The 24,397-nt window shown below is 67.4% G+C and carries 24 protein-coding genes and 1 pseudogene; 14 read left to right on the top strand and 11 right to left on the bottom strand.

Annotated elements, in window-relative coordinates; genetic code table 11:
• Positions 1-51: 51 nt before the first annotated feature.
• A pseudogene (locus HWX08_RS15425) lies at positions 52-330 on the bottom strand (alpha,alpha-trehalose-phosphate synthase); the annotation flags it as partial.
• A 141-nt stretch (positions 331-471) separates the two neighbouring features.
• Positions 472-669: a hypothetical protein gene (locus HWX08_RS15420; protein WP_107312279.1), complete on the bottom strand. Its 198-nt coding sequence runs from the start codon at positions 667-669 to the stop codon at positions 472-474.
• Between the two features lie 286 nt (positions 670-955).
• On the opposite strand from HWX08_RS15420, the gene HWX08_RS15415 reads away from it, so the two are divergent.
• Together HWX08_RS15415 and HWX08_RS15410 are read left to right on the top strand one after the other, a co-directional pair.
• Entirely contained in the window at positions 956-1,507 is a 552-nt protein-coding gene (locus HWX08_RS15415) for a hypothetical protein (protein ID WP_069257295.1), read from the top strand.
• The gene (locus HWX08_RS15410; RefSeq protein ID WP_069258045.1) at positions 1,504-1,998 is read left to right on the top strand and encodes a hypothetical protein; all 495 of its coding nucleotides are present in this window, start codon (positions 1,504-1,506) and stop codon (positions 1,996-1,998) included. Before HWX08_RS15415 ends, HWX08_RS15410 begins: the two co-directional genes overlap by 4 nt.
• Positions 1,999-2,168: 170 nt before the next feature.
• On the opposite strand, the gene HWX08_RS15405 is transcribed toward HWX08_RS15410, so the two are convergent.
• Both HWX08_RS15405 and HWX08_RS15400 read right to left on the bottom strand, forming a co-directional pair.
• Positions 2,169-3,506: an ABC transporter ATP-binding protein gene (locus HWX08_RS15405; protein WP_069257296.1), complete on the bottom strand. Its 1,338-nt coding sequence runs from the start codon at positions 3,504-3,506 to the stop codon at positions 2,169-2,171.
• Positions 3,507-3,528: 22 nt separating this feature from the next.
• Positions 3,529-5,286, bottom strand: a complete 1,758-nt coding sequence (locus HWX08_RS15400; RefSeq protein WP_069257297.1) for an ABC transporter permease — start codon at positions 5,284-5,286, stop codon at positions 3,529-3,531.
• Between the two features lie 485 nt (positions 5,287-5,771).
• Between HWX08_RS15400 and HWX08_RS15395 the strand changes: the two genes are divergently transcribed.
• Positions 5,772-6,038: a double-stranded DNA-specific endonuclease gene (locus HWX08_RS15395; RefSeq protein WP_011545926.1), complete on the top strand. Its 267-nt coding sequence runs from the start codon at positions 5,772-5,774 to the stop codon at positions 6,036-6,038.
• Between the two features lie 42 nt (positions 6,039-6,080).
• Here HWX08_RS15395 and HWX08_RS15390 read toward each other — a convergent pair whose 3' ends face one another.
• Together HWX08_RS15390 and HWX08_RS15385 are read right to left on the bottom strand one after the other, a co-directional pair.
• On the bottom strand, positions 6,081-7,397 hold the full coding sequence (locus HWX08_RS15390) for an ATP-binding protein (RefSeq protein WP_069257298.1): 1,317 nt from the start codon (positions 7,395-7,397) through the stop codon (positions 6,081-6,083).
• Positions 7,381-8,106, bottom strand: coding sequence for a response regulator (locus tag HWX08_RS15385; protein ID WP_009693256.1), 726 nt, complete (start codon positions 8,104-8,106; stop codon positions 7,381-7,383). Before HWX08_RS15385 ends, HWX08_RS15390 begins: the two co-directional genes overlap by 17 nt.
• Positions 8,107-8,330: 224 nt before the next feature.
• Between HWX08_RS15385 and HWX08_RS15380 the strand changes: the two genes are divergently transcribed.
• Positions 8,331-8,882 carry a Spy/CpxP family protein refolding chaperone gene (locus tag HWX08_RS15380; protein WP_174920550.1) on the top strand — a complete coding sequence of 184 codons (552 nt, stop codon included), beginning with the start codon at positions 8,331-8,333 and terminating at the stop codon, positions 8,880-8,882.
• Between the two features lie 68 nt (positions 8,883-8,950).
• On the opposite strand, the gene HWX08_RS15375 is transcribed toward HWX08_RS15380, so the two are convergent.
• Entirely contained in the window at positions 8,951-9,646 is a 696-nt protein-coding gene (locus HWX08_RS15375) for a pirin family protein (RefSeq protein WP_069257300.1), read from the bottom strand.
• Between the two features lie 369 nt (positions 9,647-10,015).
• Between HWX08_RS15375 and HWX08_RS15370 the strand changes: the two genes are divergently transcribed.
• The 4 genes from HWX08_RS15370 (at position 10,016) to HWX08_RS15355 (ending at position 13,225) form a co-directional block, all read left to right on the top strand.
• Complete coding sequence (locus HWX08_RS15370; protein ID WP_174920551.1) at positions 10,016-10,798, top strand: ABC transporter substrate-binding protein; 783 nt, start codon at positions 10,016-10,018, stop codon at positions 10,796-10,798.
• Positions 10,799-11,027: 229 nt separating this feature from the next.
• Positions 11,028-11,717: an ABC transporter permease gene (locus tag HWX08_RS15365; RefSeq protein WP_021158491.1), complete on the top strand. Its 690-nt coding sequence runs from the start codon at positions 11,028-11,030 to the stop codon at positions 11,715-11,717.
• On the top strand, positions 11,714-12,427 hold the full coding sequence (locus HWX08_RS15360) for an ABC transporter permease (protein ID WP_069257301.1): 714 nt from the start codon (positions 11,714-11,716) through the stop codon (positions 12,425-12,427). The genes HWX08_RS15365 and HWX08_RS15360 overlap by 4 nt, the downstream gene beginning before the upstream one ends.
• 18 nt (positions 12,428-12,445) lie before the next feature.
• Positions 12,446-13,225, top strand: coding sequence for an ABC transporter ATP-binding protein (locus tag HWX08_RS15355; RefSeq protein WP_069257302.1), 780 nt, complete (start codon positions 12,446-12,448; stop codon positions 13,223-13,225).
• Positions 13,226-13,279: 54 nt separating this feature from the next.
• On the opposite strand, the gene HWX08_RS15350 is transcribed toward HWX08_RS15355, so the two are convergent.
• Complete coding sequence (locus HWX08_RS15350) at positions 13,280-13,777, bottom strand: GNAT family N-acetyltransferase (RefSeq protein WP_174920552.1); 498 nt, start codon at positions 13,775-13,777, stop codon at positions 13,280-13,282.
• Positions 13,778-13,910: 133 nt separating this feature from the next.
• Here HWX08_RS15350 and HWX08_RS15345 point away from each other — a divergent pair, with 133 nt between their 5' ends.
• A complete protein-coding gene (locus tag HWX08_RS15345; RefSeq protein WP_174920625.1) occupies positions 13,911-14,837 on the top strand; it encodes a LysR family transcriptional regulator in 927 nt (308 codons plus the stop codon).
• Between the two features lie 563 nt (positions 14,838-15,400).
• Positions 15,401-16,480 (top strand): porin, encoded by a 1,080-nt coding sequence (locus HWX08_RS15340; RefSeq protein WP_069258048.1) that lies wholly within the window; start codon positions 15,401-15,403, stop codon positions 16,478-16,480.
• A gap of 143 nt (positions 16,481-16,623) precedes the next feature.
• Here HWX08_RS15340 and HWX08_RS15335 read toward each other — a convergent pair whose 3' ends face one another.
• Entirely contained in the window at positions 16,624-16,962 is a 339-nt protein-coding gene (locus HWX08_RS15335) for a P-II family nitrogen regulator (RefSeq protein ID WP_006398637.1), read from the bottom strand.
• Between the two features lie 83 nt (positions 16,963-17,045).
• Entirely contained in the window at positions 17,046-18,746 is a 1,701-nt protein-coding gene (locus HWX08_RS15330; protein WP_069257304.1) for an NAD+ synthase, read from the bottom strand.
• 109 nt (positions 18,747-18,855) lie between these two features.
• Between HWX08_RS15330 and HWX08_RS15325 the strand changes: the two genes are divergently transcribed.
• From HWX08_RS15325 to HWX08_RS15315, 3 genes are all read left to right on the top strand, one after another.
• Positions 18,856-20,034, top strand: coding sequence for a GNAT family N-acetyltransferase (locus HWX08_RS15325; protein ID WP_069257305.1), 1,179 nt, complete (start codon positions 18,856-18,858; stop codon positions 20,032-20,034).
• Between the two features lie 166 nt (positions 20,035-20,200).
• Positions 20,201-21,235, top strand: coding sequence for a helix-turn-helix transcriptional regulator (locus tag HWX08_RS15320; RefSeq protein ID WP_174920553.1), 1,035 nt, complete (start codon positions 20,201-20,203; stop codon positions 21,233-21,235).
• Positions 21,236-21,284: 49 nt separating this feature from the next.
• The gene (locus HWX08_RS15315; protein WP_174920554.1) at positions 21,285-22,118 is read left to right on the top strand and encodes a GIY-YIG nuclease family protein; all 834 of its coding nucleotides are present in this window, start codon (positions 21,285-21,287) and stop codon (positions 22,116-22,118) included.
• 54 nt (positions 22,119-22,172) lie between these two features.
• Here HWX08_RS15315 and ppa read toward each other — a convergent pair whose 3' ends face one another.
• Positions 22,173-22,700, bottom strand: coding sequence for an inorganic diphosphatase (ppa, locus tag HWX08_RS15310; protein ID WP_027786751.1), 528 nt, complete (start codon positions 22,698-22,700; stop codon positions 22,173-22,175).
• 226 nt (positions 22,701-22,926) lie between these two features.
• On the opposite strand from ppa, the gene HWX08_RS15305 reads away from it, so the two are divergent.
• Positions 22,927-24,366, top strand: a complete 1,440-nt coding sequence (locus tag HWX08_RS15305; RefSeq protein WP_069257308.1) for an aldehyde dehydrogenase family protein — start codon at positions 22,927-22,929, stop codon at positions 24,364-24,366.
• The last annotated feature ends 31 nt before the right edge of the window (positions 24,367-24,397 follow it).

The following is a 24,397-nucleotide window of genomic DNA, read 5'->3' as shown; positions in this document are numbered from 1 at the left end:
CCGACTGAGTTACTCGCTCGGCACGTCAGGCAACAAACCGATTGACGTTCACAATGTGGAATGACGGAATTTTCTGGGGTTCCGGCGTAGAACCCCATAGTACTGGTCGTAATCGCGCCGGGTCAGCCCGACCGTCGCATAGGTGACGTTACCGTCGCGCTGGATCGCGGGCTCGGCGTCCTGCGCGCCGACGATCTCGCCGTTCCAGCCGAACCAGACGCCGCCCGTCTCCTTCAGCGCGTCCATCACGCCGACGGCCAGGCCGCCCGCGCTCGGGCGCGTGTCCTCGCCGGCGGCGACACGGTTCGATACCACGATCAATCTGCTCATGCGGCGTTTCCTCCTCGATTCGATTGGCTGGCGCGCGGCGCGCGCCAAGGCGGGCACGGCTGCCCGAAGGCGGCCGTGCGGCGATTCAGACGTGAGCGATGCAGGTGTGAAAGGCAGCGGCGCAATACGGCGGCAACGGCATCAGGCGTCCTGCTCCTGGCCGAGATCCCGCTGATAGTCGAGCCCTTCCGGGCGGGCGCCGCCCTGGTTGTGATCGCCGTCGGACGGTGTTTCGCCGGGCGCATCGGCGAGCGGGGATGCGGGCGCGTCGGGCTGCGGACGCGTGCGGTCGGCCCCGGCGTCAGCCGGGCGAGGCGAAATCCGTTTCGAACGGCGCATGGCAGGGTGTCTCATGTGCGGCGCGGCCCGGGGCCGTCGTAGAAACATTCCATAGCTAAGGAGTCTAGGTCGCTTCCTTGCACGCCGAGGTAACAATTACCTTCAATTTGTAACGTTTCGACCCTTCTCCGTTCATCTATTCGACAATAACGCCGCGCGCACGCGCGGCATCCCGTCCGGCGATTTGTCAAAGCTTTGCATTTTTCCCCTGACAATTGCGAAACAATGACGCGACATGACGGCGTGCATGCGACGCCGCTCACCCAGACAGGACTTGCACTCAGGGATGAACATTCGTTTCGAATCGCCGCGCCGGGCCACGCCGGTGCGCATCGTGCTGGCCGTGATCGCCACGACCGCACTGCTGTCGGGCTGTAACTCGCTGTACAGCGAAGGCGCGACGGCCGGCGCCGGTATCGCGGGCGCTGCGATCGCCTCCAAGGTCACTAACAACGCCGCCGTCGCGACGGGCATCGGCCTCGGCGCCGTCGCCGGCGCGCGGGCAGGCGTCCAATACACGCAGCGCGTCGCCCACCGCTACACGCAGGAACAGATCGCGAAAGCCGCCGGCCCGCTCGACGTGGGCGGCGTCGCCCCGTGGTCGACGCACCACTCGTTCCCGATCGAGGACGACGAGCAGGGCCGCGTGACGGTCAGCCGGATGATCAGCGTCGGCCCGCTCGACTGCAAGGAAATCGTGTTCGCGGTCGATACGCCCGCGAAAAACGACAAGGCCGCGCAATCGGCGTTCTACGTCGCCACGATCTGCCGCGACGGCCCCGTGTGGAAATGGGCATCGGCCGAACCGGCGACCGAACGCTGGGGCGCGCTGCAATGAGCGTCGTGATCCGTATCGCGGCCGTCGGCGCGCTCTGCGCGGCGGCTGCGACGCTGTCGGGCTGCGGATCGGTCGGCGCGGCGAGCGGCGCCCTCGCCGGTGCGGCGACGGGCCTCGTCACCGCGAATCCGGCGGTCGGCGTCGGCGTCGGCATTGCCGTCCAGGCGGCGACCGACGAAGCCGTCAACCGCACGATGAAGCAGCTTCACCAGAACCAGCAGGACGCGATCGCGAAGACGGCCGGCAGCCTCGCCGTCGGCGAAGTGAAGCCGTGGAAGGTGAAGAACACGCTGCCGCTGGAAAACGGCGAAGGCGAAGTGCGCGTCACGCGCGCGTATTCGTCGGCGCTCGCGCTGTGCAAGGAATTCGCGTTCTCGGTGAAAGACGGCGACAAGGCCGACTGGTTTTTCGCGAATGCGTGCCAGCAAGGCACGCACTGGAAGTGGGCATCGGCGGAACCGGCGGTCGACCGGTGGGGGAATCTGCAGTAAGGGGGCGGTAGGCATCACGTTGCCCCGGACTTTTTTGCGTTCGCTTCGCCGACGCACCCGGCACCCGTTGCCGACGCCACGGATGCGCCGCGATCACATCGACTAGATGCGGTCGCATGAAACCGCGGATCGGACATTCGGGCCTTCCGCGCCCGAATGCCCTGCCGGCATCAGGACTCGACGTCCTCGAGACTGAAAATCTCGGTCTGGTCGTTGTACGAGAAGATCTCGCCGTAACGGCCCCAGTCGATCACCGCGTCGAGCGTCTCCTCGGCGGCACCGTCCGACAGGAAATCCTCCAGCTCCTGCTCGAAGCGCACGCGCGGCGCGCGATGGCCCGGCCGCTCGTTCAGCACCTTCTTGATCCGCGCGGCAAGCGGCACGTGCTTCAGCAGGTGATCCGCGAACATCAGCTTGCGCTCCTGCGTGCCGAATTCCGCGAATACGCGCCCCGGCGGCGTGAGGAACACGTCCCCTTCCCGCACGTCCGCGAACCCGAGGTACTGCAGCACTTCGGCGATCGGGAACAGATCGTCGACCTCCAGATGCAGCGTACGCGCGATTTCCGGCATGTCGGCGCGGCCGTGATACGGCGCCATCGCGAGCGTCTCGATCAGGCCGGCCATCAGGTTGGTCGACACCTGCGGCAGCCAGCTGCCGAGTTCGAGCCCCTTCTTCGTCGCCTCGTTGGTCTGGCGCGCGGTCATCTTCGCGTAGATGTCGTCGACGAGCTTGCGAAACGCCGGGTCGAGCCGGTTGCGCGGATGCTTGAACGGCACCTTGATCTCGGCGATCACGCGGCCCGGATTCGACGACAGCACGAGAATCCGGTCGCACATGAAAACCGCTTCCTCGATGTTGTGCGTGACGATCAGCACCGACTTGATCGGCATCCGGCCCTGCGTCCACAGATCGAGCAAGTCGGTACGCAGCGTCTCGGCCGTCAGCACGTCGAGCGCGGAGAACGGCTCGTCCATCAGCAGGATCGTCGGGTCGACGACGAGCGCGCGCGCAAAGCCCACGCGCTGGCGCATCCCGCCCGACAGCTCGCGCGGGTACGCGTTCTCGAAGCCGTCGAGACCGATCAGGTCGATCGCGGCCAGCGCGCGCTCGCGCCGCTCGCGCGCGCCGACGCCGAGCGCCTCGAGGCCGGCTTCCACGTTCTGCAGCACGGTGAGCCACGGGAACAGCGCGAAGGTCTGGAACACCATCGCGACGCCTTCGGCCGGGCCGCGCAGCGGCTTGCCGAGGTAAGTCACTTCGCCGCCGGTCGGCTCGATCAGCCCGGCGATGATCCGCAGCAGCGTCGATTTGCCCGAGCCGGACCGGCCGAGCAGCCCGACGATCTCGCCTTCGCGCAGCGACAGGTTCGCATCGTCGAGCACGAGCAGTTCGCCCTGCGTCTTGTTGAAGCCGCGACAGACGTGATCGACGCGCAGGATTTCTTCACCGAGGCGCGGCGGCTGGTTCGTCTGAACGGGGGCGTTTACAGCATTCGGATTGTGCATCGCGTTTCGCTCTCAATCAGTCTCAGTCGAGTCGCAGCTTCGCTTCGGCGAAGGCGTACAGCGGGCGCCACAACAGGCGGTTGAACAGGGTGACGAACAGGGACATCACGGCGATGCCCAGGATGATCTTCGGAAAATCGCCGGCGGCGGTGGTCTGCGCGATATACGCGCCGAGGCCGTGCGCCTCGATCCGCGTATTGCCCCACTGCACCGCTTCCGACACGATGCTCGCGTTCCACGCGCCGCCCGACGCGGTGATCGCGCCGGTCACGTAGTACGGGAAGATGCCCGGCAGGATCGCCTGGCGCCACCACTGCCAGCCGCGGATGCGGAAATTCGTCGCCGCTTCGCGATAGTCGTTCGGGTAGGACGTCGCGCCGGCGATCACGTTGAACAGGATATACCACTGCGTGCCGAGCACGATCAGCGGCGACAGCCAGATGTCCGGGTTCAGGTGGAAGCGCGCGATCACGATCACGAACACCGGGAACAGCAGGTTCGCAGGGAACGCGGCGAGGAACTGCGCGAGCGGCTGCAGTTTCTCGGCGAGCTTCGGGCGCAGCCCGACCCACACGCCGATCGGCACCCAGATCACCGATGCGATCGTGATCAGCACGACCACGCGCAGCAGCGTGATGAGCCCGAGCACGAGCACGTGGCCGACCTCGGCCATCGTCACGCCGGTCGCGACGAAGCTGACGACACGCCACACGATATAGGCCGTGCCGAGCAGCACGAGCACCGCCCATGTGATGTCGACCGTGCGCGACGCCTTCTTCTCGACCTTCGGCAGCGTGAAGCGCATCGCGCCCGACAGCGGCAGGCGCAGCGGAATCCGCGCGGCCTTCGCGAAAAACCATCCGGCCGGCACGAGCAACTGATGAATCAGGCGCGTGCGGCGCACGAGGTCGAGCAGCCACGATTGCGGCGCGTCGCCCGACGCGGTGTTTTCCATCCGGAACTTGTCGGCCCACGCGATGAGCGGGCGGAACAGGAACTGGTCATATGCGAGGATCACGACGGTCATCGTGAGGATCACCCAGCCGATCGCACCGAAGTTCTGGTCCGAGATCGCCTGCGCGAGATACGCGCCGATGCCCGGCAGCGTGATGGTGTGGTTGCCGACGGTAATGGCTTCCGACGCGACGACGAAGAACCAGCCGCCCGACATCGACATCATCATGTTCCAGATCAGCCCCGGCATCGAGAACGGCACCTCGAGCTTCCAGAAGCGCTGCCACGACGTCAGGTGGAAGCCGCGCGACACTTCGTCCAGATCGCGCGGCACCGTGCGCAGCGACTGGTAGAAGCTGAATGTCATATTCCACGCCTGGCTCGTGAAGATCGCGAAGATCGCCGCGAGCTCGGCGCCGAGCACGCGGCTCGGGAACAGCGCGAGGAAGAACGTGACGGTGAACGAAATGAAGCCGAGCACCGGCACCGACTGCAGGATGTCGAGGATCGGGATCAGCACCATGCCCGCGCGGCGGCTTTTCGCGGCGAGCGTGCCGTAGATCAGCGTGAACGCAAGCGACGCGACCATCGCGGCGAGCATCCGCAGCGTGGTGCGCAGCGCGTATTCGGGCAGGTTCGACGGATCGAGCGAGATCTTCTGCGTCTGCAGCGTGCCGATCGGCGCCATCGTTTCGTGGAAACCGACGACCGCCATCGCGATCAGGCAGATGATCAGCGGAAACGCGATGAAATCCCACCGATTCGGCAGGACGCGCCACGCGGACGCGTTGGCGGTCCGGTTCGGATTGAAGAATCCGACGTCCATCAGGCGCCCTCCCCGGTAAGGCCGAACGAAGCCGGCAGTCGATGTTGATTCATGGCAAAGCGCACGGGTGCGGTAATTCGATTGACTGACGATCGCGCGCGAGCGCGATGCGCCGTGCGTGCATGCGCTGCCGCGCCCCGGACGAGCCGGCCTGCGACGGCACGACACTACACCAACCTGTATTTCAGGTACAACCGTCCGGGACCGGCGCCGGCGGCGCACGGATCGTGCCTGGCGCGCAAGCGGGCGTCGGAGGCGTGGGTCGAGCAACCCGGCCGCGGTCCTTCGGCCGGCAGCAGGCCCGAATTATGCCGTGATCCGGCCCGGCCGGGAACCCGCCAGCCGCAAGCGCGCGCAAACCCTGTCGGACGTCACCAGCCGGATACGACTAAGCGGGTATGATCAGGGCTGGCCCCTGGGGCCTGTTGCGCGCGTTCCGATGGCAACGGGCCCTCGGGATCGATCGACGAGCGGGAGGAAAGGGAATGGCAGGAAACTTGGTGATCGTCTGCCGCGATCAGGATGCCGACGCGTTCTACGAATTGATGCAGGAGTACGGGTCGTTCCAGACGCGGCTGTCGTCGACGGCATGGTACCTGAATATGAACGTCGTGCCGGAATCGCTGCAGGAGGAAATCCTGGAGCGCCTCGGCCGGTATACGACCGTCTACATCTTCGAGGCCACCACCGTGACCTACAACACCATCGACAGCAACGCGGCCGAGACGCTCGGCACGCTGTTCGGCGAATGATGCCGTGCGGCGCCGGCCCGGCCGGGCCGGCGCCGCATCCGCTCATGCAGCCTGGGCGTGGGGCTCGTCCTTCGGCACGACCTCGAACGGGAACGTCATCGCGACGCGCAGGCCGCCTTCGGGACGGTTGCCGATGTCGCACGTACCGCCCAGCCTGAGGACGAGCCGTTCGACGATCGCGAGCCCGAGCCCGCTGTGGCCGTTGCCGCCGCGCGCGGGATCGAGCCGCACGAACGGCCGCGTCGCAGCCGCGAGGTCGCGCGGCGCAATCCCGCCGCCGCTGTCGCTGACCGACAGCACGTAGCCGGTCGGCGTACGCGACGTCTCGACGAGCACGGGCGGCGCACCGTACGCATGCGCGTTGTCCAGCAGGTTCGACAGGATCCGGTCGAGCGTGGCCGTCGGCAGGCGGAAGCCCGGATCGGCGTCGAGCCGGGTCTGGACGGTCGGCGCATTCGGCGCGACCGCGCGATAGCTGCGGGCGATCCGCTCGCATGCCTGGTCGACCGGCACCGGCTCGCTGCGGTCGGACCCGCCGTGCGCAAACGCCAGAAACTGGTCGACGATGTGCGACATCGAATCGACGTCGCGCACGACGCCGTCGCGCAACCGGACGTCGTCCATCATTTCCGCCCGCAGCCGCATCCGCGCAAGCGGCGTGCGCAGGTCGTGCGCGACGCCCGCCAGCATCACCGCCCGGTCGCTCTCGGCCTGCGATACCTGCTCGACCATCTGGTTGAAGCCGTGCGTGAGCTGGCGCAGCTCGCGCGGGCCGCGCTCGCGCAGCGGCGGCACCGGCTGGCCGCGGCCGAAGCGCGCAACCGCGCGCGCGAGCGAACGCAGCGGCTGCTGCAGCTGCCAGGCCGCGAACAACGCGGCGATCACGCCGGCCGAGAAGATCGTGCCGAGCCACAGCAGCATCCGGTCGAGCGAGCGCGGCGGCCGCAGCGGCTGCACGGGCACCACGATCCAGTTGCGATCGGTCGGCTCCTTCACCCACAGCACCGGCGGCCGGCCGGGCGCGCCGATCTCGACGCGCGTGCCGGGCGGCATCCGCTCGCTCACGTCGTCGCGGAACCGCTTGAGCGGCGCCGGCAGGTTCGACGGATCGCCGTTCGGCACGTCGGCGCTGTCCGGCGCCACGAGCCTCACCCGCGACGGCAGCGGCTGGTCGGGCGTGCGCTCGACGTGCTGGCGCACCGCGTCGACCAGGAACGCGGCCTCTTCGACCGCGTAGCGCGTCTGCATCTGGCTGCGCTCGAGCCGCATCGCGAAGAACCACGCGAAGTGCGACAGGAGCAGGACACCGATGACGAGCAGCGCGAGCCGCCCGAACAGTGAATCAATGGGTTTGCGCATGGGCCTCGCCGTCGGGCACGAACACGTAGCCGCGCCCGCGGACCGTCTGGATGAAGCGCGGCGTCGACGGATCCGTTTCGAGAATGCGGCGCAGGCGCCACACCTGGACGTCGATGCCGCGATCGGTGCCGTCGTACTCGGGGCCGTGCAGCAGCTCGAGCAGCCGCTCGCGCGTGAGCGTGCGCAGCGCATGGTTCACGAAGATCTTCAGCAGCGCGAACTCGCTGCTCGACAGCGTGGCCGGCTTGCCGTCGACGGACAGCGTACGCGCCTGGAAGTCGAGCACGAAGCGGCCGAACGCGAACGGCTCGCGCTGTTCGGGCGCCGCCGCCGACGGCGTCGCCCGACGCCGGCGCAGCACGGCCTGCACGCGCGCGAGCAGTTCGCGCGGGTTGAACGGCTTGCCGAGGTAATCGTCCGCGCCGAGTTCGAGGCCGACGATGCGGTCGACGTCGTCCGCGCGCGCGGTCAGCATGATCACGGGGATGTCGTCGCCGGCCGCGCGCAACTGACGCAGCGCGGTGAGGCCGTCGACGCCCGGCATCATCAGGTCCAGCACGATCAGGTCGGGCCGCTCGCGCTCGAGGCGCTTCTCGAGCGTCGCCGCGTCGTGCAGCACGGACACTTCCATCCCCTGGCGCACGAGATAGTCGCGCAGCAGGTCTCGGAGTTCTTGGTCGTCGTCGACGATGAGGATCTGGGTAGTCATGGCTCGAAGTTTACCGCGCGAGGGCGGAGTCGAAGAACGCAACAAAGGGACGAAAGGGTTACTGCGGGTTACCGCGCAAGGGAACTGTAATGCACGGTAACCCAGCCACCGCCCCGCGTAACACCGGCCGGAGCCTGCATCGCTAACCTGCGTCTTACCGGATGCGGTACACGGCTTTCCCGGCACCGCATCGCCGGACCCTTTGGATACAAGGAGTTTCTGAAATGTATAAGAAGACTTCCCGCGTGGCCATCGCGGCCGCCACTGTGCTCGCTCTCGCATTCGGCACCGCGCATGCCGCGCAGCCCAACGACATGCCGCCGCCGGGCGGCCCCGGCATGCACGAGATGCACGGGCACGATGGCGGCCCGTTCGGCGCGATCATGAAACTGCACGACCAGCTGAAGCTCAACGCGTCGCAGGAACAGCAATGGCAGACGGCCGTCAACACGATGAAGCAGAACCGTGATGCGATGCGCAAGAACCACGAGCAGATGCGCGACCAGCTCAAGGCGCAGCAGAACCAGCCGATCCTCGACCTGAACGCGCTGCACTCGGCCCGCCAGCAGGCCGAAGCGCAGAACGCGCAGCTGCGCGAGCAGACGTCCGCCGCATGGCTCACGTTCTACAACGGGCTGAACGACCAGCAGAAGACCACGGTCAGCACGGCGCTCAAGCAGCAGTTCGCGAAGATGGAGCAGCGCCACGAGAAGATGAAGGCGCGCTGGGAGCAGCACCGCGCGGCCGCCAAGGGCGCGTCGGCACCGGCGCAGTAAGCCGGCAGGCCGCTCCCGGAGCGGCGTCGAAGGGGACGCGGGCATCGGCTCGCGTCCCCTTTTTCGTGTCAGGCGACGTCGAGCAGCAGCACCTCGGCCGCCCGGCCGCGCGCGAACGCCACCGCGTCCACGCCGCCGATCCGTACGCCGTCGCCCGCGGCCAGCGCGCGGCCGTTCACCTCGACGTCGCCGCGTACCACGTGCACGTACGCGCGGCGCCCGGCCGGCAGGTCGAACGCCGTCGCTTCGTCGCCGTCGATCAGCCCCGCGAAGATGCGTGCGTCCGCACGCACCGGCAATGCACCGTCGCCGCCGTCCGGCGCCGCGACGAGCCGCAGCCGCCCGCGCTTCTCGTGGTCGGCGAAGCGCGTCTGCGCGTAGCCGGGCCGGCCGCCCGCCCCGGCCGGCGCGAGCCAGATCCGCAGCAGGCGCAACGGCGCGTCATGCGACGCGTTGGTTTCGCTCAGCATGACGCCGGTGCCCGCGCTCATGCGCTGCACGCCGCCCGCGCGGACGATCGCGCCGTTGCCGAGGCTGTCGCGATGTCCCAGCGCACCGTCGAGCACGTAGGTGACGATTTCCGCGTCGCGGTACGGCCGCATCCCGTAGCCGCGGGTCGGCGCGATGCATTCCTCGTTCAGTTCGCGCAACGCGCCGAACGCCGACGGCCCGCTCCGGCCGGACCCCAAGGGAAAGCTGTGAAGGAATTCGTGCCAGCCGTGGCTGCGCTGGTCGCGATCGGCGGCGCGGCGGATCTGGAACATGGGACGGACACTCCGTGACGTGCGTTGTTCTGGTCTGCCGTCACTGTATGGGTGTGCCAATCGCGCCACAATCCGCCGTCTGCGCACCGCATCGTTGCACGTGTGCATGCAATCCATGCAATGTCCATTGCGAATACACCGATTATCGCAACGGCCGGGTCAATACGTCGAAGAATCCATCGGTCGGCCCGGATTGCCGGTTTCCGGGTATCGCGTTCGGGTAAAATACCGCCCTTTTGGCGTTCGCCGTTCCGGCGGCCGCCATCGCCAGAGCGCCGTTCGGCGATTTTTGGCCGTCTAGAATACGCCGCGGCGCCCGGTCCGACCGGCCGCGAGCGCTCCCGGAAAGTCAGCAACAGAAGGATGGAAATGAAGAAGGCCGCCCTGTGCGCCGCCCTCGCCCTCGTGGCGGGCAGCGCCTTCGCGAAGGAGTGGAAGACCGTGCGGATCGGCGTCGACGCCAGCTACCCGCCGTTCGAGTCGACCGCGCCGAGCGGCGAGATCGTCGGTTTCGACGTCGATCTCACGAAGGAAATCTGCAAGCGGATCAACGTGAAATGCGTATGGGTCGCGCAGGATCTCGACGGCATCATCCCGGCGCTGAAGGCGAAGAAGTACGACATCATCGTGTCGTCGCTGACCGTCACCGACAAGCGCCGCGAGCAGATCGACTTCTCCGACAAGGTCTACGACGCACCGGCACGGATGATCGCAAAGGCCGGCTCGCCGCTGCTGCCGACGGTCGCGTCGCTGAAGGGCAAGCGCGTGGGCGTCGAGCAGGGCTCGACGCAGGAAACCTACGCGAAGGCGTACTGGGAGCCGCAGGGCGTGACGGTCATTCCTTACCAGAACCAGGACCAGGTCTATACCGATCTCGGCTCGGGCCGCCTCGACGCGACGCTGCAGGACGAACTGCAGGCCGACTACGGCTTCCTGCGCACGCCGCGCGGCAAGGGCTTCGCGTTCGCCGGGCCGGAAGTGAAGGATCCGAAGACGATCGGCGACGGCACCGCGATCGGGCTGCGCAAGGACGATACGGACCTGAAGCTCAAGATCAACAAGGCACTGGCCGACATGCACAAGGACGGCACGTACGACCGGCTGTCGCACAAGTACTTCTCGTTCAGCGTCTATTCGGCTTCGGCCCGGTAAGCGCCGAAACGAAGCAGCAACGGACGCGGGGGCGGCCCCGTGTCCGCGCAGTACAGGCAGTCGACCACGCGCCGCCCGCCTCCTTGCCCGCCGTTCGCGCGGCGGGCTCGCCCGGCACCGATGCCGGGGCGGACGGTCATGATACGCACGGGGCGTTCCGCGCAGCTTGGCGGGCGCGACTTTCGCGGCGCACCGCGTGCGCCCCAAGGGACCACACCAGGGACCACATATGTTTCTACAAGGCTACGGCCCGCTGATCCTCGCTGGCACCTGGCAAACCGTCAAACTGGCGGTGCTTTCGCTTGCGCTGTCGTTCCTGCTGGGCCTGCTCGGTGCGGGCGCGAAGCTGTCGCGCAACCGCTTCACGAACGGCGTCGGCACCGTCTATACGACGCTGATCCGCGGCGTGCCCGATCTCGTGCTGATGCTGCTGCTGTTCTACAGCCTGCAGATCTGGCTGAACATGGCGACCGACGCGCTCGGCTGGGACCAGATCGACATCGACCCGTTCCTCGCCGGCGTGCTCGTGCTCGGCTTCATCTACGGCGCATACTTCACCGAGACGTTCCGCGGCGCGTTCCTGTCGGTGCCGCGCGGCCAGCTCGAGGCCGGCAGCGCGTACGGGATGACGAACTGGCAGGTGTTCACGCGGATCATGTTCCCGCAGATGATGCGCTTCGCGCTGCCCGGCATCGGCAACAACTGGCAGGTGCTCGTGAAGTCGACCGCGCTCGTGTCGATCATCGGCCTCGCCGACGTCGTGAAGGCATCGCAGGACGCCGGCAAGGGCACGCTGCGGTTCTTCTTCTTCACGCTGATCGCGGGCGCCGTCTACCTCGCGATCACGACGATCTCGAACTTCGTGCTGATGTGGCTCGAAAAGCGCTACTCGACCGGCGTCCGCAAGGCTGACCTATGATCGAACTCATCCAAGAATACTGGCGCAACTATCTGTACACCGACGGCTATCGCATCACCGGCGTGGCGATCACGCTGTGGCTGCTGGTGGTGTCGATCGGCCTCGGCTTCTGCCTGTCGGTGCCGCTTGCGGTCGCGCGCGTGTCGAAGAAGAAGTGGCTGTCGGGCGCCGTGTGGCTCTACACGTACGTGTTTCGCGGCACGCCGCTCTACGTGCAGTTGCTGCTCTGCTACACGGGCCTCTACAGCCTGCAGGCCGTGCGCGGCACGCCGATGCTCGACGCGTTCTTCCGCGACGGGATGCACTGCACGCTGCTCGCGTTCACGCTGAACACCTGCGCGTACACCACCGAGATCTTCGCGGGCGCGATCAAGGCGACGTCATACGGCGAGATCGAAGCCGCGCGCGCGTACGGGATGTCCACGTTCACGATGTATCGCCGCGTGATCCTGCCGTCGGCGCTGCGCCGCGCGCTGCCGCTGTACAGCAACGAAGTGATCCTGATGCTGCACGCGACCACCGTCGCGTTCACCGCGACCGTGCCGGACATCCTGAAGATCGCCCGCGACGTGAACTCGGCAACCTACATGTCGTTCCATGCGTTCGGCATCGCCGCCCTGCTCTATCTGGTGATCTCGTTCACGCTCGTGTGGCTGTTCCGCCAGGCCGAGCGCCGCTGGCTCGCGTATCTGCGCCCGCAAGGCAAGTAAGTTTTCGCAGGACTATTGATGAATTCCCAGACTCAGAAGCTTTTCGTCGACGATCTGCACAAGCGGTACGGCGACAACGAGGTGCTCAAGGGCGTATCGCTGAAGGCGAACTCGGGCGACGTGATCAGCGTGATCGGCTCGTCCGGCTCCGGCAAGAGCACGATGCTCCGCTGCATCAACTTCCTCGAGCAGCCGAATGCGGGCCGCATCTTCGTCGACCGCGAGGAAGTGCGCACCGCGCTCGACAAGACCGGCGCGCTGCGCGCGGCCGATACGAAGCAGCTGCAGCGCGTACGCACCAAGCTGTCGATGGTGTTCCAGCACTTCAATCTCTGGTCGCACATGAACGTGATCGAGAACGTGATGGAAGCGCCCGTGAACGTGCTCGGCATTCCGAAGAAGGAAGCCGAGGAGCGCGCGCGCCAATACCTGGAGAAAGTCGGCCTCGCGCCGCGCGTCGAGAAGCAGTATCCGTCGCACCTGTCGGGCGGCCAGCAGCAGCGCGTGGCGATTGCGCGCGCGCTGGCGATGCACCCGGACGTGATGCTGTTCGACGAGCCGACGTCGGCGCTCGACCCGGAGCTGGTGGGCGAAGTGCTGAAGGTGATGCAGAAGCTGGCCGAGGAAGGCCGCACGATGATCGTCGTCACGCACGAGATGGGTTTCGCGCGCAACGTGTCGAACCACGTGATGTTCCTGCACCAGGGCCGCGTCGAGGAAGAAGGCGTGCCGTCCGAGGTGTTCGCCCATCCGAAGAGCGAACGCCTGCGCGGGTTCCTGTCGGGCAGCCTCAAGTAACGCACGCCGCACGGACGGGCGCCCGCGGTTCGCCGCGCGGCGCCCGTCTTGCGTTTACGCGGCGCTCACCGGCGCGCTGTCGGCGAACGCGCGCAACTCGTCGCCCGCGAGCCGGTAACGCACCCATTCGCTCTGCAGCGCCGCGCCAACGCGCTCGTAGAAACTGATCGCCGGCTCGTTCCAGTCGAGCACGCTCCACTCGAAACGCCCGCAGCCCGACTCGACCGCGATCCGCGCGAGCGACTTCAACAGCCGCAGCCCGGCGCCCGCGCCCCGAAAGCGCGGCGACACGTACAGATCCTCGAGATACAGCCCCTGCCGGGCGAGCCACGTCGAATACGAGAAGAAATACACGGCGAAGCCGGCCGGCTCGCCGTCGACCTCGCACATCAGCGCGCGCGCCGGCGAGCCGTCGCCGAACAGGCTGCGCTCGAGCGACGCGGGCGTCGCAATCACTTCGTGTTCCGCCTTCTCGTAGATGGCCAGCTCGGTAATGAAACGCAGGATCTGCGGCACGTCGGCGACGGTGGCGGAACGAATGTCGATTTGCACGGTGTGAGCCCTCCTCCGGCCCGGACTTGAAACGGAACACGGCGCCGCGCGGTCGTGCTGGCGCCCATCAGATCGTCATGCTACGTTCATGCCGCACCTGCAGGAAGTGCAGTTTCTTCATCCGGACCTGAACATGATGCATCCCGATCTGCGCCGACTCGACCTGAACCTGCTGCTCGTGTTCGACGCGCTGTACCGCCACCGGTCCGTCGCCGCGGCCGCGCACGAGCTCGCACTGAGCCCGTCCGCGCTGAGCCACGCGCTCGCGCGGCTGCGCGACGCGATCGGCGACGCGCTGTTCGTGCGCCTCGGCAACGAGATGCAGCCGACCGTGCGCGCCGACGACATCGCCACCTGGGCGGGCGACGCGCTCGATGCGATGTCGAAGGGGCTCGCCCGCGCGCGCCGCTTCGATCCCGCGCAAAGCGACCGCACGTTCGTCTTCGCGGCGACCGACTACACGGCATTCGCGGTGCTGCCGGCGTTTCTCGCGCGCATCCAGCACGTCGCGCCGCAATTGCGGATTCGCGTCGTGCATTCCGACCGGAAGATCTCCGTCGACGAACTCGCGGCCGGCCGCATCGATTTCGCGCTCGGCTACCACGAGGAATCGGCGGCCGACACGCCCGGCATCGAAGACTTCGACTGGTTCTCCGACGACTACGTCGTGATCGCGAGCACCGCGCATCCGGACATCCGCCGGCAACTGACGCTCGACCGGTACCTGGCGGCACGCCACGTGGTCGTCACGCCGTGGAACGAGTCGCGCGGCGTGGTCGACCACGTGCTCGACCGCCTCGGCCTCGCGCGGCAGGTCGCCGTGCAGTTGCCGAGCGTGCTGGCCGCGCCGTTCGTGATCGCGGAATCCGCGCTGCTGATGACCGTGCCGAACCGCGCCGCGCAGGTGCTGCGGCACGCGGCGCCGATCCGCATCTTTCCCGCGCCGTTCGAGATTCCGCGCTATACCGTGAAGGTCTACTCGCACGCGAAGCATGCGCGCACCGATGCGCATCGCTGGATTCGCGCGCAGTTGCTCGACGCGAGGCCCCGGCCAGCCTGACCGACGGCCGCCCGCGCGCCGCATCGCGTGCGTCGGCGGCAGGCGCGACAGGCCCCGGCGCACACCCGCCGGCAACCGCTAAATCATTACGAATTACTTACCAATTTCACCCGTCTCGCGCTTACGCCGGCGCCCCGGCAACGTCAATAGTGGCAATCCTTGACCCCCGTTTGAGAAATTCGTGTCTTCCTTGCGGGACAAGGGTTTTCCGTTAATTGCAAACCCTCGGCGCACCGGTTGTGCACCGTGTTGCATGGCAATTTGGCGACAGGTGTTAGTCAAACAACGATTTCCATCGCCACAAAATTGTATTTTTGCTAAATTAGTAACCAAAGTAGCAAAACGAAGTTCGTGAAATGTAGTTTAGCTTCACGACACTACAAGGAGACCCCGCAGGCCGACCCGGCTGCGCGGGACCGCTCAACGGTTTTCCGTCCGCTTGCCCGCGTGCTGCGCTTACCGGCCCTGCACGAGGTCTCCCTGGTTATCCCGCTTTTGCCCGGCGCTCGCGCTCCGGGCATCTCGTGCAGTCTGGGTTGACTTTTTGACAGGGTATGGAGGAGATGATGAAGAAAGCTTTGGTCGCGGCCGCGCTGATGGCTGCTGGGGTGGTGACGGCGCACGCGCAGAGCAGCGTCACGCTGTATGGCCGCCTGGATGCCGGCATCGAGTACATGAACGGCCTGCAAAACGGCCACCAAGTGCGCGCGGAAAGCGGCGACTGGGGCACGAGCCTCTGGGGCTTGAAAGGCACCGAGGACATCGGCGGCGGCAACAAGATCCTGTTCCACCTCGAAGGCGCGTTCAACACGATGACGGGCGGCTTCAGCGGCTCGATCTGGGATCGTTACGCGACCGTCGGTATCTCGAACGATCGCTACGGTACGCTGCTGCTGGGTCGTGAACTCGCGATCGCCAACGGCGTGTGGGACTTCGACCCGTTCGGCCAGTCGGCCTGGTCGACGGCCTCGCTCGTGCGCGGCCGCAACTGGAACAAGACCAGCAACAACGTGTCGTACCAGTCGCCGCAGTTCTACGGCCTCGACTTCTACGGCCAGTTCTCGTTCTCGAACTCGACCAGCTTCAACGGCAACACGACGGCCGGCCAACCGGGCCGTGCAGCCGGCGCACAGATCACCTATACGAATTCGCTGTTCCAGTTGCGCGGCATCTACGACGAAACGCGCGACAGCAACGGCCGCTTCTCGGACGTGTTCAACTACTCGCGTGAATATTTCGCGGGCGTGAACGTGTTCCTCGGCCAGTTCAAGGTTCAGGCGGCCTATCAGGCATCGCGTGCGGACGGCAGCGGCGGCCCGGCAGTCAACGCCGGCGTCACGGGCACGCAGCAGGTCTGGGGCGGCGTGACGTGGCAAGCGACGCCGGCAGCGGCGCTGATCGCAGCCGCGTATCACGTGAACGCGAACCACGGCGGCGGCAACGCGAACATCTACACGGTCGGCGGCTCGTACAACATCTCGAAGCGCACGCTGTTCGACCTGCAGGTCGCGACGGTGCGCAACAGCAAGACCGCGAACTTCGGCCTGAACGCGAACGGTGCCGGCACGGCCGTGTCGACGGGCAACCCGAATCCGGGCGGCAGCCAGACCGGCGTCTACGCCGGCATCCAGCACCTGTTCTGATCAGGCGCTCCGTCCAAAGAACGATTCGACAACACTTTCCACGCTGCTGCGAGAGGCGCGTATCGGTGCGGTACCCAACCGGGTATCCGCACCGTTTTTTCTTGGCGGGCCGGCTTTGCGCGACCCGTTGGCGAATGCGGCGCTCAGACGGCCGCTTCGTTCTCTTCGCCGGTGCGGATACGGATCACGCGCTCGACGTCCGACACGAAGATCTTGCCGTCGCCGATCTTGCCGGTGCGCGCCGCGCCGATCACCGCGTCGATCACCTGGTCGACCTGCGCTTCCGCGACGACCACCTCGATCTTCATCTTCGGCAGGAAGTCGACGACATATTCGGCGCCGCGATACAGCTCGGTATGCCCCTTCTGGCGGCCGAAGCCCTTCACTTCCGTCACGGTCAGGCCCGTGAGACCCACTTCGGCGAGCGCTTCGCGGACTTCGTCCAGCTTGAACGGCTTGATGATGGCGGTGATGCGTTTCATGGTGGTTGTCCCCCAATGCTCGTTTGGATGAAAAATCGCGACCCCGATTGTAAGCCTGCGCGCCGCATGCGGCCCAGCACCGCTCAATCGAGCCGTTCGGTGAAACGTGACGTGATCGGGTAGCGCCAGTCGCGCCCGAATGCGCGATGCGTGACGCGGATGCCGATCGGCGCCTGGCGGCGCTTGTATTCGTTGATCTTGATGAGCCGCGTCACGCGTTCGACGTCGGCGCCCGCATAGCCGGCCGCGACGATCTCGGCGAGCGGCCGGTCTTCTTCCATGTACATCCGCATGATCGCGTCGAGCACGTCGTACGGCGGCAGGCTGTCCTGGTCGGTCTGATTCTCGCGCAGCTCGGCCGACGGCGCGCGGGTGAGGATCCGCTCGGGGATCACGTCGCGCAGCCCGTAGTCGGCCGTTTCGTTGCGATAGCGGCAGAGCCGGTACACGAGCGTCTTCGCGATGTCCTTGATCACCGCGAACCCGCCGGCCATGTCCCCGTACAGCGTGCAGTAGCCGACCGCCATCTCGCTCTTGTTGCCGGTCGTCAGCACGATCGAGCCGAACTTGTTCGACAGCGCCATCAGCAGCGTGCCGCGAATGCGCGCCTGGATGTTCTCCTCCGTCGCGTCTTCCGCGCGGCCCGCGAACTCGTCGGCAAGCGACGCGCGGAACGCGTCGAACATCGGCGCGATCGCGATCTCGTCGTAGCGTACGCCGACGCGTCGCGCCATTTCCGCCGCGTCGGTGGTCGAGATGTCGGCCGTGAAACGCGACGGCATCATCACCGCGCGCACGCGCGCGGGCCCGAGCGCATCGCACGCGACGGCCAGCACCAGCGCCGAATCGACGCCGCCCGACAGCCCGATCAGCGCGCCCGGAAAGCCGTTCTTGCCGATGTAGTCGCGCACGCCGGTCACGAGCGCGCGGTACACCTGCGCCTCCGTCGACAGCTCGGGCGCGATCGCGCCCGGCAGCGGCCGCGCGCCGTCGAATTCGACGATCGCGTGCCCTTCGTCGAACTGCGGCATCTTCGCGACGAGCGCGCCCTGCGCGTCGAGCACGAACGACCCACCGTCGAACACGAGTTCGTCCTGGCCGCCGACGAGGTTCACGTACACCATCGGCAGCCCGGTTTCACGAATGCGTGCACGCAGGATGTCGATGCGCACCGCTTCCTTGTTCATGTGGTACGGCGAACCGTTCGGAATCAGCAGCACCTGCGCGCCGGCCGCCTTCGCGATCTGCGCGGCCGACGCATGCCACGCGTCCTCGCAGACGATCACGCCGTATTTGACGCCGTTCAGCTCGAACACGAGCGGCTCGGCATCCGTCGCGAAGTAGCGCTTCTCGTCGAACACCTCGGCGTTCGGCAGGTCCTGCTTGCGGTAGGTGCCGACGATCTCGCCGCCGACGATCAGCGACACCGCGTTGTAGGTATCGGTGGGCGGCACGCCGCGCTCGATCGGGCGGTTTGCATTACCATCGACGGCTGGCGCGTGCGCGCCCGCGCCGCGTAGCGGATGGCCGACCAGCACCGCGAGCCCGTCGAACGCCTTCAATGCCTCGGCGAGCGTGTCGAGTGCGGCGGCGGCCGCGGCGTAGAACGCGGGCCGCAGCAGCAGGTCTTCCGGCGGATAGCCGGACAGCGCGAGTTCGGGCGCGACCATCAGCTGCGCACCATCGTTGTGCGCGGCGCGGGCGGCCGCGACGATCCGCGCGACGTTACCGGCGAAGTCGCCGACGGTGACGTTGATCTGGGCAAGAGCGAGTCGGGTCTTCATGGCGGGATCGGCGCAGCCCGGCGGCGCGCCCTGAACGGCTGACGAAATCGTCCCGGTGCGGCCGCGCAGGCTCGCGCATCCGGCGACACAGAACGGTACGGATTCACGCTTGAAACACGAACGCATCGATTATCGCACGGGCATCCTGTCGTCCCCCGCGGAAGTGCCGGCCGACGAATGGAACGCGCTGCTGGCGCGCGACGCGCAGCCGACGCCGTTCCTGCGCCACGAATTCCTCGACGCGCTGCACGTCGCGCGCTGCGCGGTCGACGATACCGGCTGGTCGCCGCACTTCGTCACGCTGACCGACCCGCGCACCGGCCGCCTCGCGGCCGCCGCGCCCGTCTATGCGAAGCAGCATTCGTACGGCGAATACGTGTTCGACTGGGCGTGGGCCGACGCGTACCAGCGCAACGACCTGCCGTACTACCCGAAGCTGCTGTGCGCGGTGCCGTTCACGCCCGTGCAGGGCACGCGCCTGCTCGCGGCCGACGACGACGCGCGCCGGCGGCTCGCGGCCACGCTGCTCGCGTTCGCCGAGCAAAGCGACGTGTCGTCGCTGCACGTGCTGTTCCCGACCGGCGACGAGGCGCGGCTGCTCGAATCGATGGGGATGATGCTGCGCGAAGGCGTGCAGTTCCATTGGATCAACGACGGCTACCGCCACTTCGACGACTTCCTCGGCACGCTCGAGCAGAAGAAGCGCAAGAACATCCGCGCGGAGCGGCGCAAGGTGCACGACGCGGGCGTGACGTTCCGGCGGCTGACCGGCGACCGGATTACCGACGCCGACTGGCGCTTCTTCTCGCGCTGCTACCGGCAGACCTATCGCGAACACTTTTCGAGCCCGTACCTAAACCTCGACTTCTTCCGCGCGATCGGCGCGACGATGCCCGAGAACCTGCTGCTCGTGATCGCGGAAGCGAACGGCCAGCCGATCGCGAGCGCGCTCGCCGTCTACCGGCGCGGCGAGCACGGCGGCGGCACGCTGTACGGCCGCTACTGGGGCGCGCTCGAGCACGTGCCCTGCCTGCATTTCGAAACGGCCTACTACCAGTTGCTCGAATTCTGCATCGAGGCCGGGCTCGACACGTTCGAAGGCGGCGCGCAGGGCGAACACAAGCTCGCGCGCGGTTTCCTGCCGACCGTCACGCACTCCGCGCACTGGCTCGCGCATCCGGCATTTTCCGATGCGGTCGCGCGCTTCCTCGAACGCGAGACCGAGCACATCCACGCGTACGTCGACGAATTGCGCGAACACGATCCGTTCCGGCGCGGCACCGAATAACGACGCCGGAACGGCGAAGTTTTCGTTGATCCTCCCGAATCGATCTGTTGTACTTGTTACCCTCCAGCGTCCCAGTCCAAAAATCGACCGGTCACCACGCCTGACCGGCAGAAGCAACACTTGACCTCTCGCAGCGGGTGCAAACCCGAAGGTCATGGAGACAGACATGGAGTTACGACAGAAATCGGTATCCGTCCGGATCTACCGGCAGGTACTCGACGACATGCGCCGCAACGGCGTCGACGTCGCGCCGCTGTATGCGACGCTCGGCATCGGCGCGGCCGATCTCGCCGACGACGCGCGCCGCATCCCCGGCGACCGGCACGTCGCCGCGATGCGGCTGGCGAGCCATTGGCCGATGTCCTGGCACCGGCCGCCGCCGCAGGTCGCGTCGTGGCTCGCGCCGTTCCCGGAGCTCGCCGGCATCACCTGCAACGCCGCGACGCTGCGCGACGCGCTGCAAGGCTACCTGCGCTACCGCGAGCTGATCGGCAACGTCGACTGGGTGTTCGCGCAGGAAACCGGCGACGCGATCGCGCTCGAGTACGTGAACGAGGGCGACGGCCGGCCCGCCAGCAGCGCGTTCGCGAATTTCGCGATCCTCGCCGCGCTCGCGCGCCTGTACGATCCACACGTGCAGGTCGACGAAGCCGCGTTCGCCGGCCGCGCGTTCGCACCGAGCGCCGCACTGCGCGACCTCCTCGGCGTGGCAGTATCGTTCGATGCCGCACACAACCGCATCGTGCTGCGCTCCACGCGCCTCGACACGCCGTTCGAGCGCTACAACGCGCCGCTCGCGGACATCCAGCGCCATGCGGCCGACGCCGCGCGCGAGCGCGTGCGCGCCCGCTCGTCGTTCGGTTCGTCGGTCGAGCAATGCGTGCGCGACTGGCTGCGCCACGCCGACGACGCCGACGTGCCGTCCGACACGCTGATGGAGCACGTGTGCACGCACTTCGCGATGTCGCGCTGGACGCTGCGCCGGCGGCTGCATCGCGAGGCGGTCGGGTTTCATGCGCTCGTCGCCCAGGCACGGCTCGGCGAAGCGCGCGACCTGCTGCTGAACACGCAGTTGCCGATCGGCGAGATCGGCGTGCGGGTCGGCTTCCGTTCGACGAGCGCGTTTACGCGCTTCTTCACGCGCGAACTCGGCGCGGCGCCGAGCCGCTTTCGCGACGGGCACGGCGAGCGGTGGCGTTGACGGGCGCTTTTTCTGAGACACTGGCGGCTTCGCATCCCGCCGCCCTGCCATGTCCTGGTTTCTGTATCTGATCGAATGCGCCGACGACAGCGTCTACACGGGCATCACGACCGACGTTGCCGCGCGCTTCGACGAGCACGCATCCGGCAAGGGCGCGCGCTACACGCGCTCGCGCAAGCCGCGTGCGGTGCTCGCGTCGTTTCCGCTGCCCGACCGGTCGAGCGCATCGCGCGCCGAATACTGGGTGAAACGGCTCACGCCTGCACAAAAGCGTGAACTGGCGGCCGGGTTGCGCACGCTCGAATCGGTGCTGCCGGTGGTGCCGATCGTCGTCGAGAGCGAAGATGCGGTCGAACCGAAGGCCGGTGCGCGCGGGCGGAAGAACGCGAAAAACGACAATGTCGACGGCGCGGTGAAAGCCGTTGAGACCCGCAAACGCACGCAGAAGGCCGGGCAAGCCGAGAAGGTCGGCAAGTCCGCAAAGGGCGCCACGCCGCCCGGCGCGACAAAAGCGGCGCCGGCCGCGAAGCGCACAAAGGCCGTCGGCGATGCGGCCGCAACCCCAACTTCTTCGCGCGATACGCCGGCAAGGAAGACCAAGCCGGCCGCACCCGCTTCGTCGAAAAGAAAAGCGCCGGTAGCCGGCGGCAAACCCGTCCCGAACAAACGCGAAGCCGCGGCGCCCGCAACCCGCCGACGCCCGCCTGCCGCTCGAGCCGCCGACGCCACCGCGCCCGCCGTCGCCCCGCCGCGTCGCGCGAAGCGCTCGAAGGACGCGCCGCATACCGCCGCACCGCCCGCATCGGTATCGGCACCGGTGCCCGCGCGCGCCGCCGCGCGTAAACAAACGCCGCGCACAAAACAAAACCGCGCGGCCTCCTGACGAGACACGCGCGGTTTGCGTTTCGCACGAACCGGCCGTCGGCCGGCGTGGCGCTTACTTCTTGTAGTTCGCTGCGCCGTCGGCGATTTCCTTGTGCGCGGCTTCGATGCCGGCCCAGCCTTCGACCTTCACCCACTTGCCCTTCTCGAGCGCCTTGTATTGCTCGAAGAAGTGCTTGATCTGGTCCTTCAGGTACTCGGGCACGTCGTCGATCGACTTCAGGTTCGCCGTCATCGGGCAGACCTTGTCGTGCGGCACCGCAACCAGCTTCGCGTCGACGCCCGACTCGTCGGTCATCTGCAGCATGCCGAGCACGCGCGAACGCACGATCGAGCCGGCCAGCAGCGGGAACGGCGTGATCACCAGCACGTCGACCGGATCGCCGTCGCCCGACAGCGTCTGCGGGATGTAGCCGTAGTTCACCGGATAGCGCATGCCCGTGCCGATGAAGCGGTCGACGACGAGAAGGCCCAGTTCCTTGTCCGCCTCGTACTTCACCGGATCGCTTTGCGCGGGAATCTCGATGATCACGTTGAAATCTTGCGGCAGGTCCTTGCCGGCCGGAACATGATTGAAGCTCATGAGCACTCTCTGTAGGTCGATGGGAATTCGGGACAGGGCGCCGCGGCCGATACATCGCCGCACGCATCCCCCAAAGGAATGCGCCATTATAGCCAATCGACCGGTGGCGTCCGGATGACGATCGGCGCGATAATCGTTCCGGATGTCCGGCCACCGAACACGACGCAGCGTTCCCCCGCATCGGCGCGCCAGCGCGATGCCGCGTGACGCGAAGACAGGAGCAGGCATGGAAGAGGCGAAGCACTTCATCGCGGGCGAATGGACGTTGCCCGCGCAACTGGAAACCATCGCGGTCGTCGATCCATCCGACGGCCAGCCGTTCGCGTCGATCGCCCGCGGCACGGCGCCCGACATCGAGCGCGCGGTCGCCGCGGCCCGCGACGCCTTCGCGGGCCCGTGGGGCGCCGCGAGCGCCGCCGAGCGCGGCCGCGTGCTGATGCGGCTGTCGGCGCGCGTGGCCGACTCGATCGACGCCCTCGCCGAGATCGAGGCGCGCGACACCGGCAAGCCGCTGAAGCAGGCACGCGCCGACGCCGCCGCGCTCGCGCGCTACTTCGAGTTCTACGCGGGCGCCGCCGACAAACTTCACGGCGAAACCCTCCCCTATCAGGCCGGCTACACGGTGCTGACGGTGCGCGAGCCGCACGGCGTCACCGGCCACATCGTGCCGTGGAACTACCCGATGCAGATCTTCGGGCGCAGCGTGGGCGCCGCGCTCGCGGCCGGCAACGCATGCGTCGTCAAGCCGGCCGAGGATGCGTGCCTGTCGCTGCTGCGCGTCGCCGAGCTGGCCGCGCAGGCCGGGCTGCCGGCCGGCGCGCTCAACATCGTCACCGGCTACGGCCATGAAGCCGGGGCCGCGCTCGCACGCCATCCCGGCATCGACCACATCTCGTTTACCGGTTCGCCGGCCACCGGCAAGCTGGTCACGCAGATGGCGGCCGAGAACCACGTGCCCGTCACGCTCGAACTCGGCGGCAAGTCGCCGCAGATCGTGTTCGCCGACGCCGATCTCGACGCGGCGCTGCCCGTGCTCGTCGCGGCGATCGTGCAGAACGGCGGCCAGACCTGCTCGGCCGGCAGCCGCGTGCTGATCGAGCGCGCGGTGTACGAGCCGCTCGTCGAGCGGCTCGCCACCGCGTTCAACGGGCTGCGGGTCGGCCCGAGCCGCGCCGATCTCGACTGCGGCCCGCTGATCAACGCGAAGCAGCAGCAGCGCGTGTGGGATTTCCTGTCGGACGCGCAGCACGACGGCATTCCGATGGCCGCGCACGGGCAGGTCGTCGCCGACGCGCCCGAAAGCGGCTTCTACCAGGCGCCCGCGCTGCTGCGCGACGTGCCGCCGTCGCACCGGCTCGCGCAGGAGGAAGTGTTCGGCCCCGTGCTCGCCGCGATGCGCTTCGTCGACGAGGACGAAGCGGTTGCGCTGGCCAACGGCACGCCGTACGGCCTCGTCGCGGGCATCTGGACGCGCGACGGCGCCCGCCAGATGCGTGTCGCACGGCGCCTGCGGGCCGGCCAGGTATTCATCAACAACTATGGCGCGGGCGGCGGCGTCGAGCTGCCGTTCGGCGGCGTCGGCCACTCGGGGCATGGCCGCGAGAAAGGCTTCGAGGCACTGTACGGCTTCACCGCGCTGAAGACAATCGCGATCCGGCACGGCTGACCGCGCGGCCGGCAACACGCGGCCGGCAGCG

The sequence above is a fragment of the Burkholderia metallica genome (genome assembly GCF_902832845.1).
GTDB classification, from domain to species: domain Bacteria; phylum Pseudomonadota; class Gammaproteobacteria; order Burkholderiales; family Burkholderiaceae; genus Burkholderia; species Burkholderia metallica.
Note: the sequence above shows the minus strand (reverse complement) of the source record. Positions and strands in the feature narration are given on the sequence as shown.

What these genes read in the sequence shown, in the direction of transcription:
- HWX08_RS15420 (WP_107312279.1), bottom strand. Translation starts at nt 669, where the DNA reads ATGCGCCGTTCGAAACGGATTTCGCCTCGCCCGGCTGACGCCGGGGCC.
- HWX08_RS15415 (WP_069257295.1), top strand. Translation starts at nt 956, where the DNA reads ATGAACATTCGTTTCGAATCGCCGCGCCGGGCCACGCCGGTGCGCATC.
- HWX08_RS15410 (WP_069258045.1), top strand. Translation starts at nt 1,504, where the DNA reads ATGAGCGTCGTGATCCGTATCGCGGCCGTCGGCGCGCTCTGCGCGGCG.
- HWX08_RS15405 (WP_069257296.1), bottom strand. Translation starts at nt 3,506, where the DNA reads ATGCACAATCCGAATGCTGTAAACGCCCCCGTTCAGACGAACCAGCCG.
- HWX08_RS15400 (WP_069257297.1), bottom strand. Translation starts at nt 5,286, where the DNA reads ATGGACGTCGGATTCTTCAATCCGAACCGGACCGCCAACGCGTCCGCG.
- HWX08_RS15395 (WP_011545926.1), top strand. Translation starts at nt 5,772, where the DNA reads ATGGCAGGAAACTTGGTGATCGTCTGCCGCGATCAGGATGCCGACGCG.
- HWX08_RS15390 (WP_069257298.1), bottom strand. Translation starts at nt 7,397, where the DNA reads ATGCGCAAACCCATTGATTCACTGTTCGGGCGGCTCGCGCTGCTCGTC.
- HWX08_RS15385 (WP_009693256.1), bottom strand. Translation starts at nt 8,106, where the DNA reads ATGACTACCCAGATCCTCATCGTCGACGACGACCAAGAACTCCGAGAC.
- HWX08_RS15380 (WP_174920550.1), top strand. Translation starts at nt 8,331, where the DNA reads ATGTATAAGAAGACTTCCCGCGTGGCCATCGCGGCCGCCACTGTGCTC.
- HWX08_RS15375 (WP_069257300.1), bottom strand. Translation starts at nt 9,646, where the DNA reads ATGTTCCAGATCCGCCGCGCCGCCGATCGCGACCAGCGCAGCCACGGC.
- HWX08_RS15370 (WP_174920551.1), top strand. Translation starts at nt 10,016, where the DNA reads ATGAAGAAGGCCGCCCTGTGCGCCGCCCTCGCCCTCGTGGCGGGCAGC.
- HWX08_RS15365 (WP_021158491.1), top strand. Translation starts at nt 11,028, where the DNA reads ATGTTTCTACAAGGCTACGGCCCGCTGATCCTCGCTGGCACCTGGCAA.
- HWX08_RS15360 (WP_069257301.1), top strand. Translation starts at nt 11,714, where the DNA reads ATGATCGAACTCATCCAAGAATACTGGCGCAACTATCTGTACACCGAC.
- HWX08_RS15355 (WP_069257302.1), top strand. Translation starts at nt 12,446, where the DNA reads ATGAATTCCCAGACTCAGAAGCTTTTCGTCGACGATCTGCACAAGCGG.
- HWX08_RS15345 (WP_174920625.1), top strand. Translation starts at nt 13,911, where the DNA reads ATGATGCATCCCGATCTGCGCCGACTCGACCTGAACCTGCTGCTCGTG.
- HWX08_RS15340 (WP_069258048.1), top strand. Translation starts at nt 15,401, where the DNA reads ATGATGAAGAAAGCTTTGGTCGCGGCCGCGCTGATGGCTGCTGGGGTG.
- HWX08_RS15335 (WP_006398637.1), bottom strand. Translation starts at nt 16,962, where the DNA reads ATGAAACGCATCACCGCCATCATCAAGCCGTTCAAGCTGGACGAAGTC.
- HWX08_RS15330 (WP_069257304.1), bottom strand. Translation starts at nt 18,746, where the DNA reads ATGAAGACCCGACTCGCTCTTGCCCAGATCAACGTCACCGTCGGCGAC.
- HWX08_RS15320 (WP_174920553.1), top strand. Translation starts at nt 20,201, where the DNA reads ATGGAGTTACGACAGAAATCGGTATCCGTCCGGATCTACCGGCAGGTA.
- HWX08_RS15315 (WP_174920554.1), top strand. Translation starts at nt 21,285, where the DNA reads ATGTCCTGGTTTCTGTATCTGATCGAATGCGCCGACGACAGCGTCTAC.
- ppa (WP_027786751.1), bottom strand. Translation starts at nt 22,700, where the DNA reads ATGAGCTTCAATCATGTTCCGGCCGGCAAGGACCTGCCGCAAGATTTC.
- HWX08_RS15305 (WP_069257308.1), top strand. Translation starts at nt 22,927, where the DNA reads ATGGAAGAGGCGAAGCACTTCATCGCGGGCGAATGGACGTTGCCCGCG.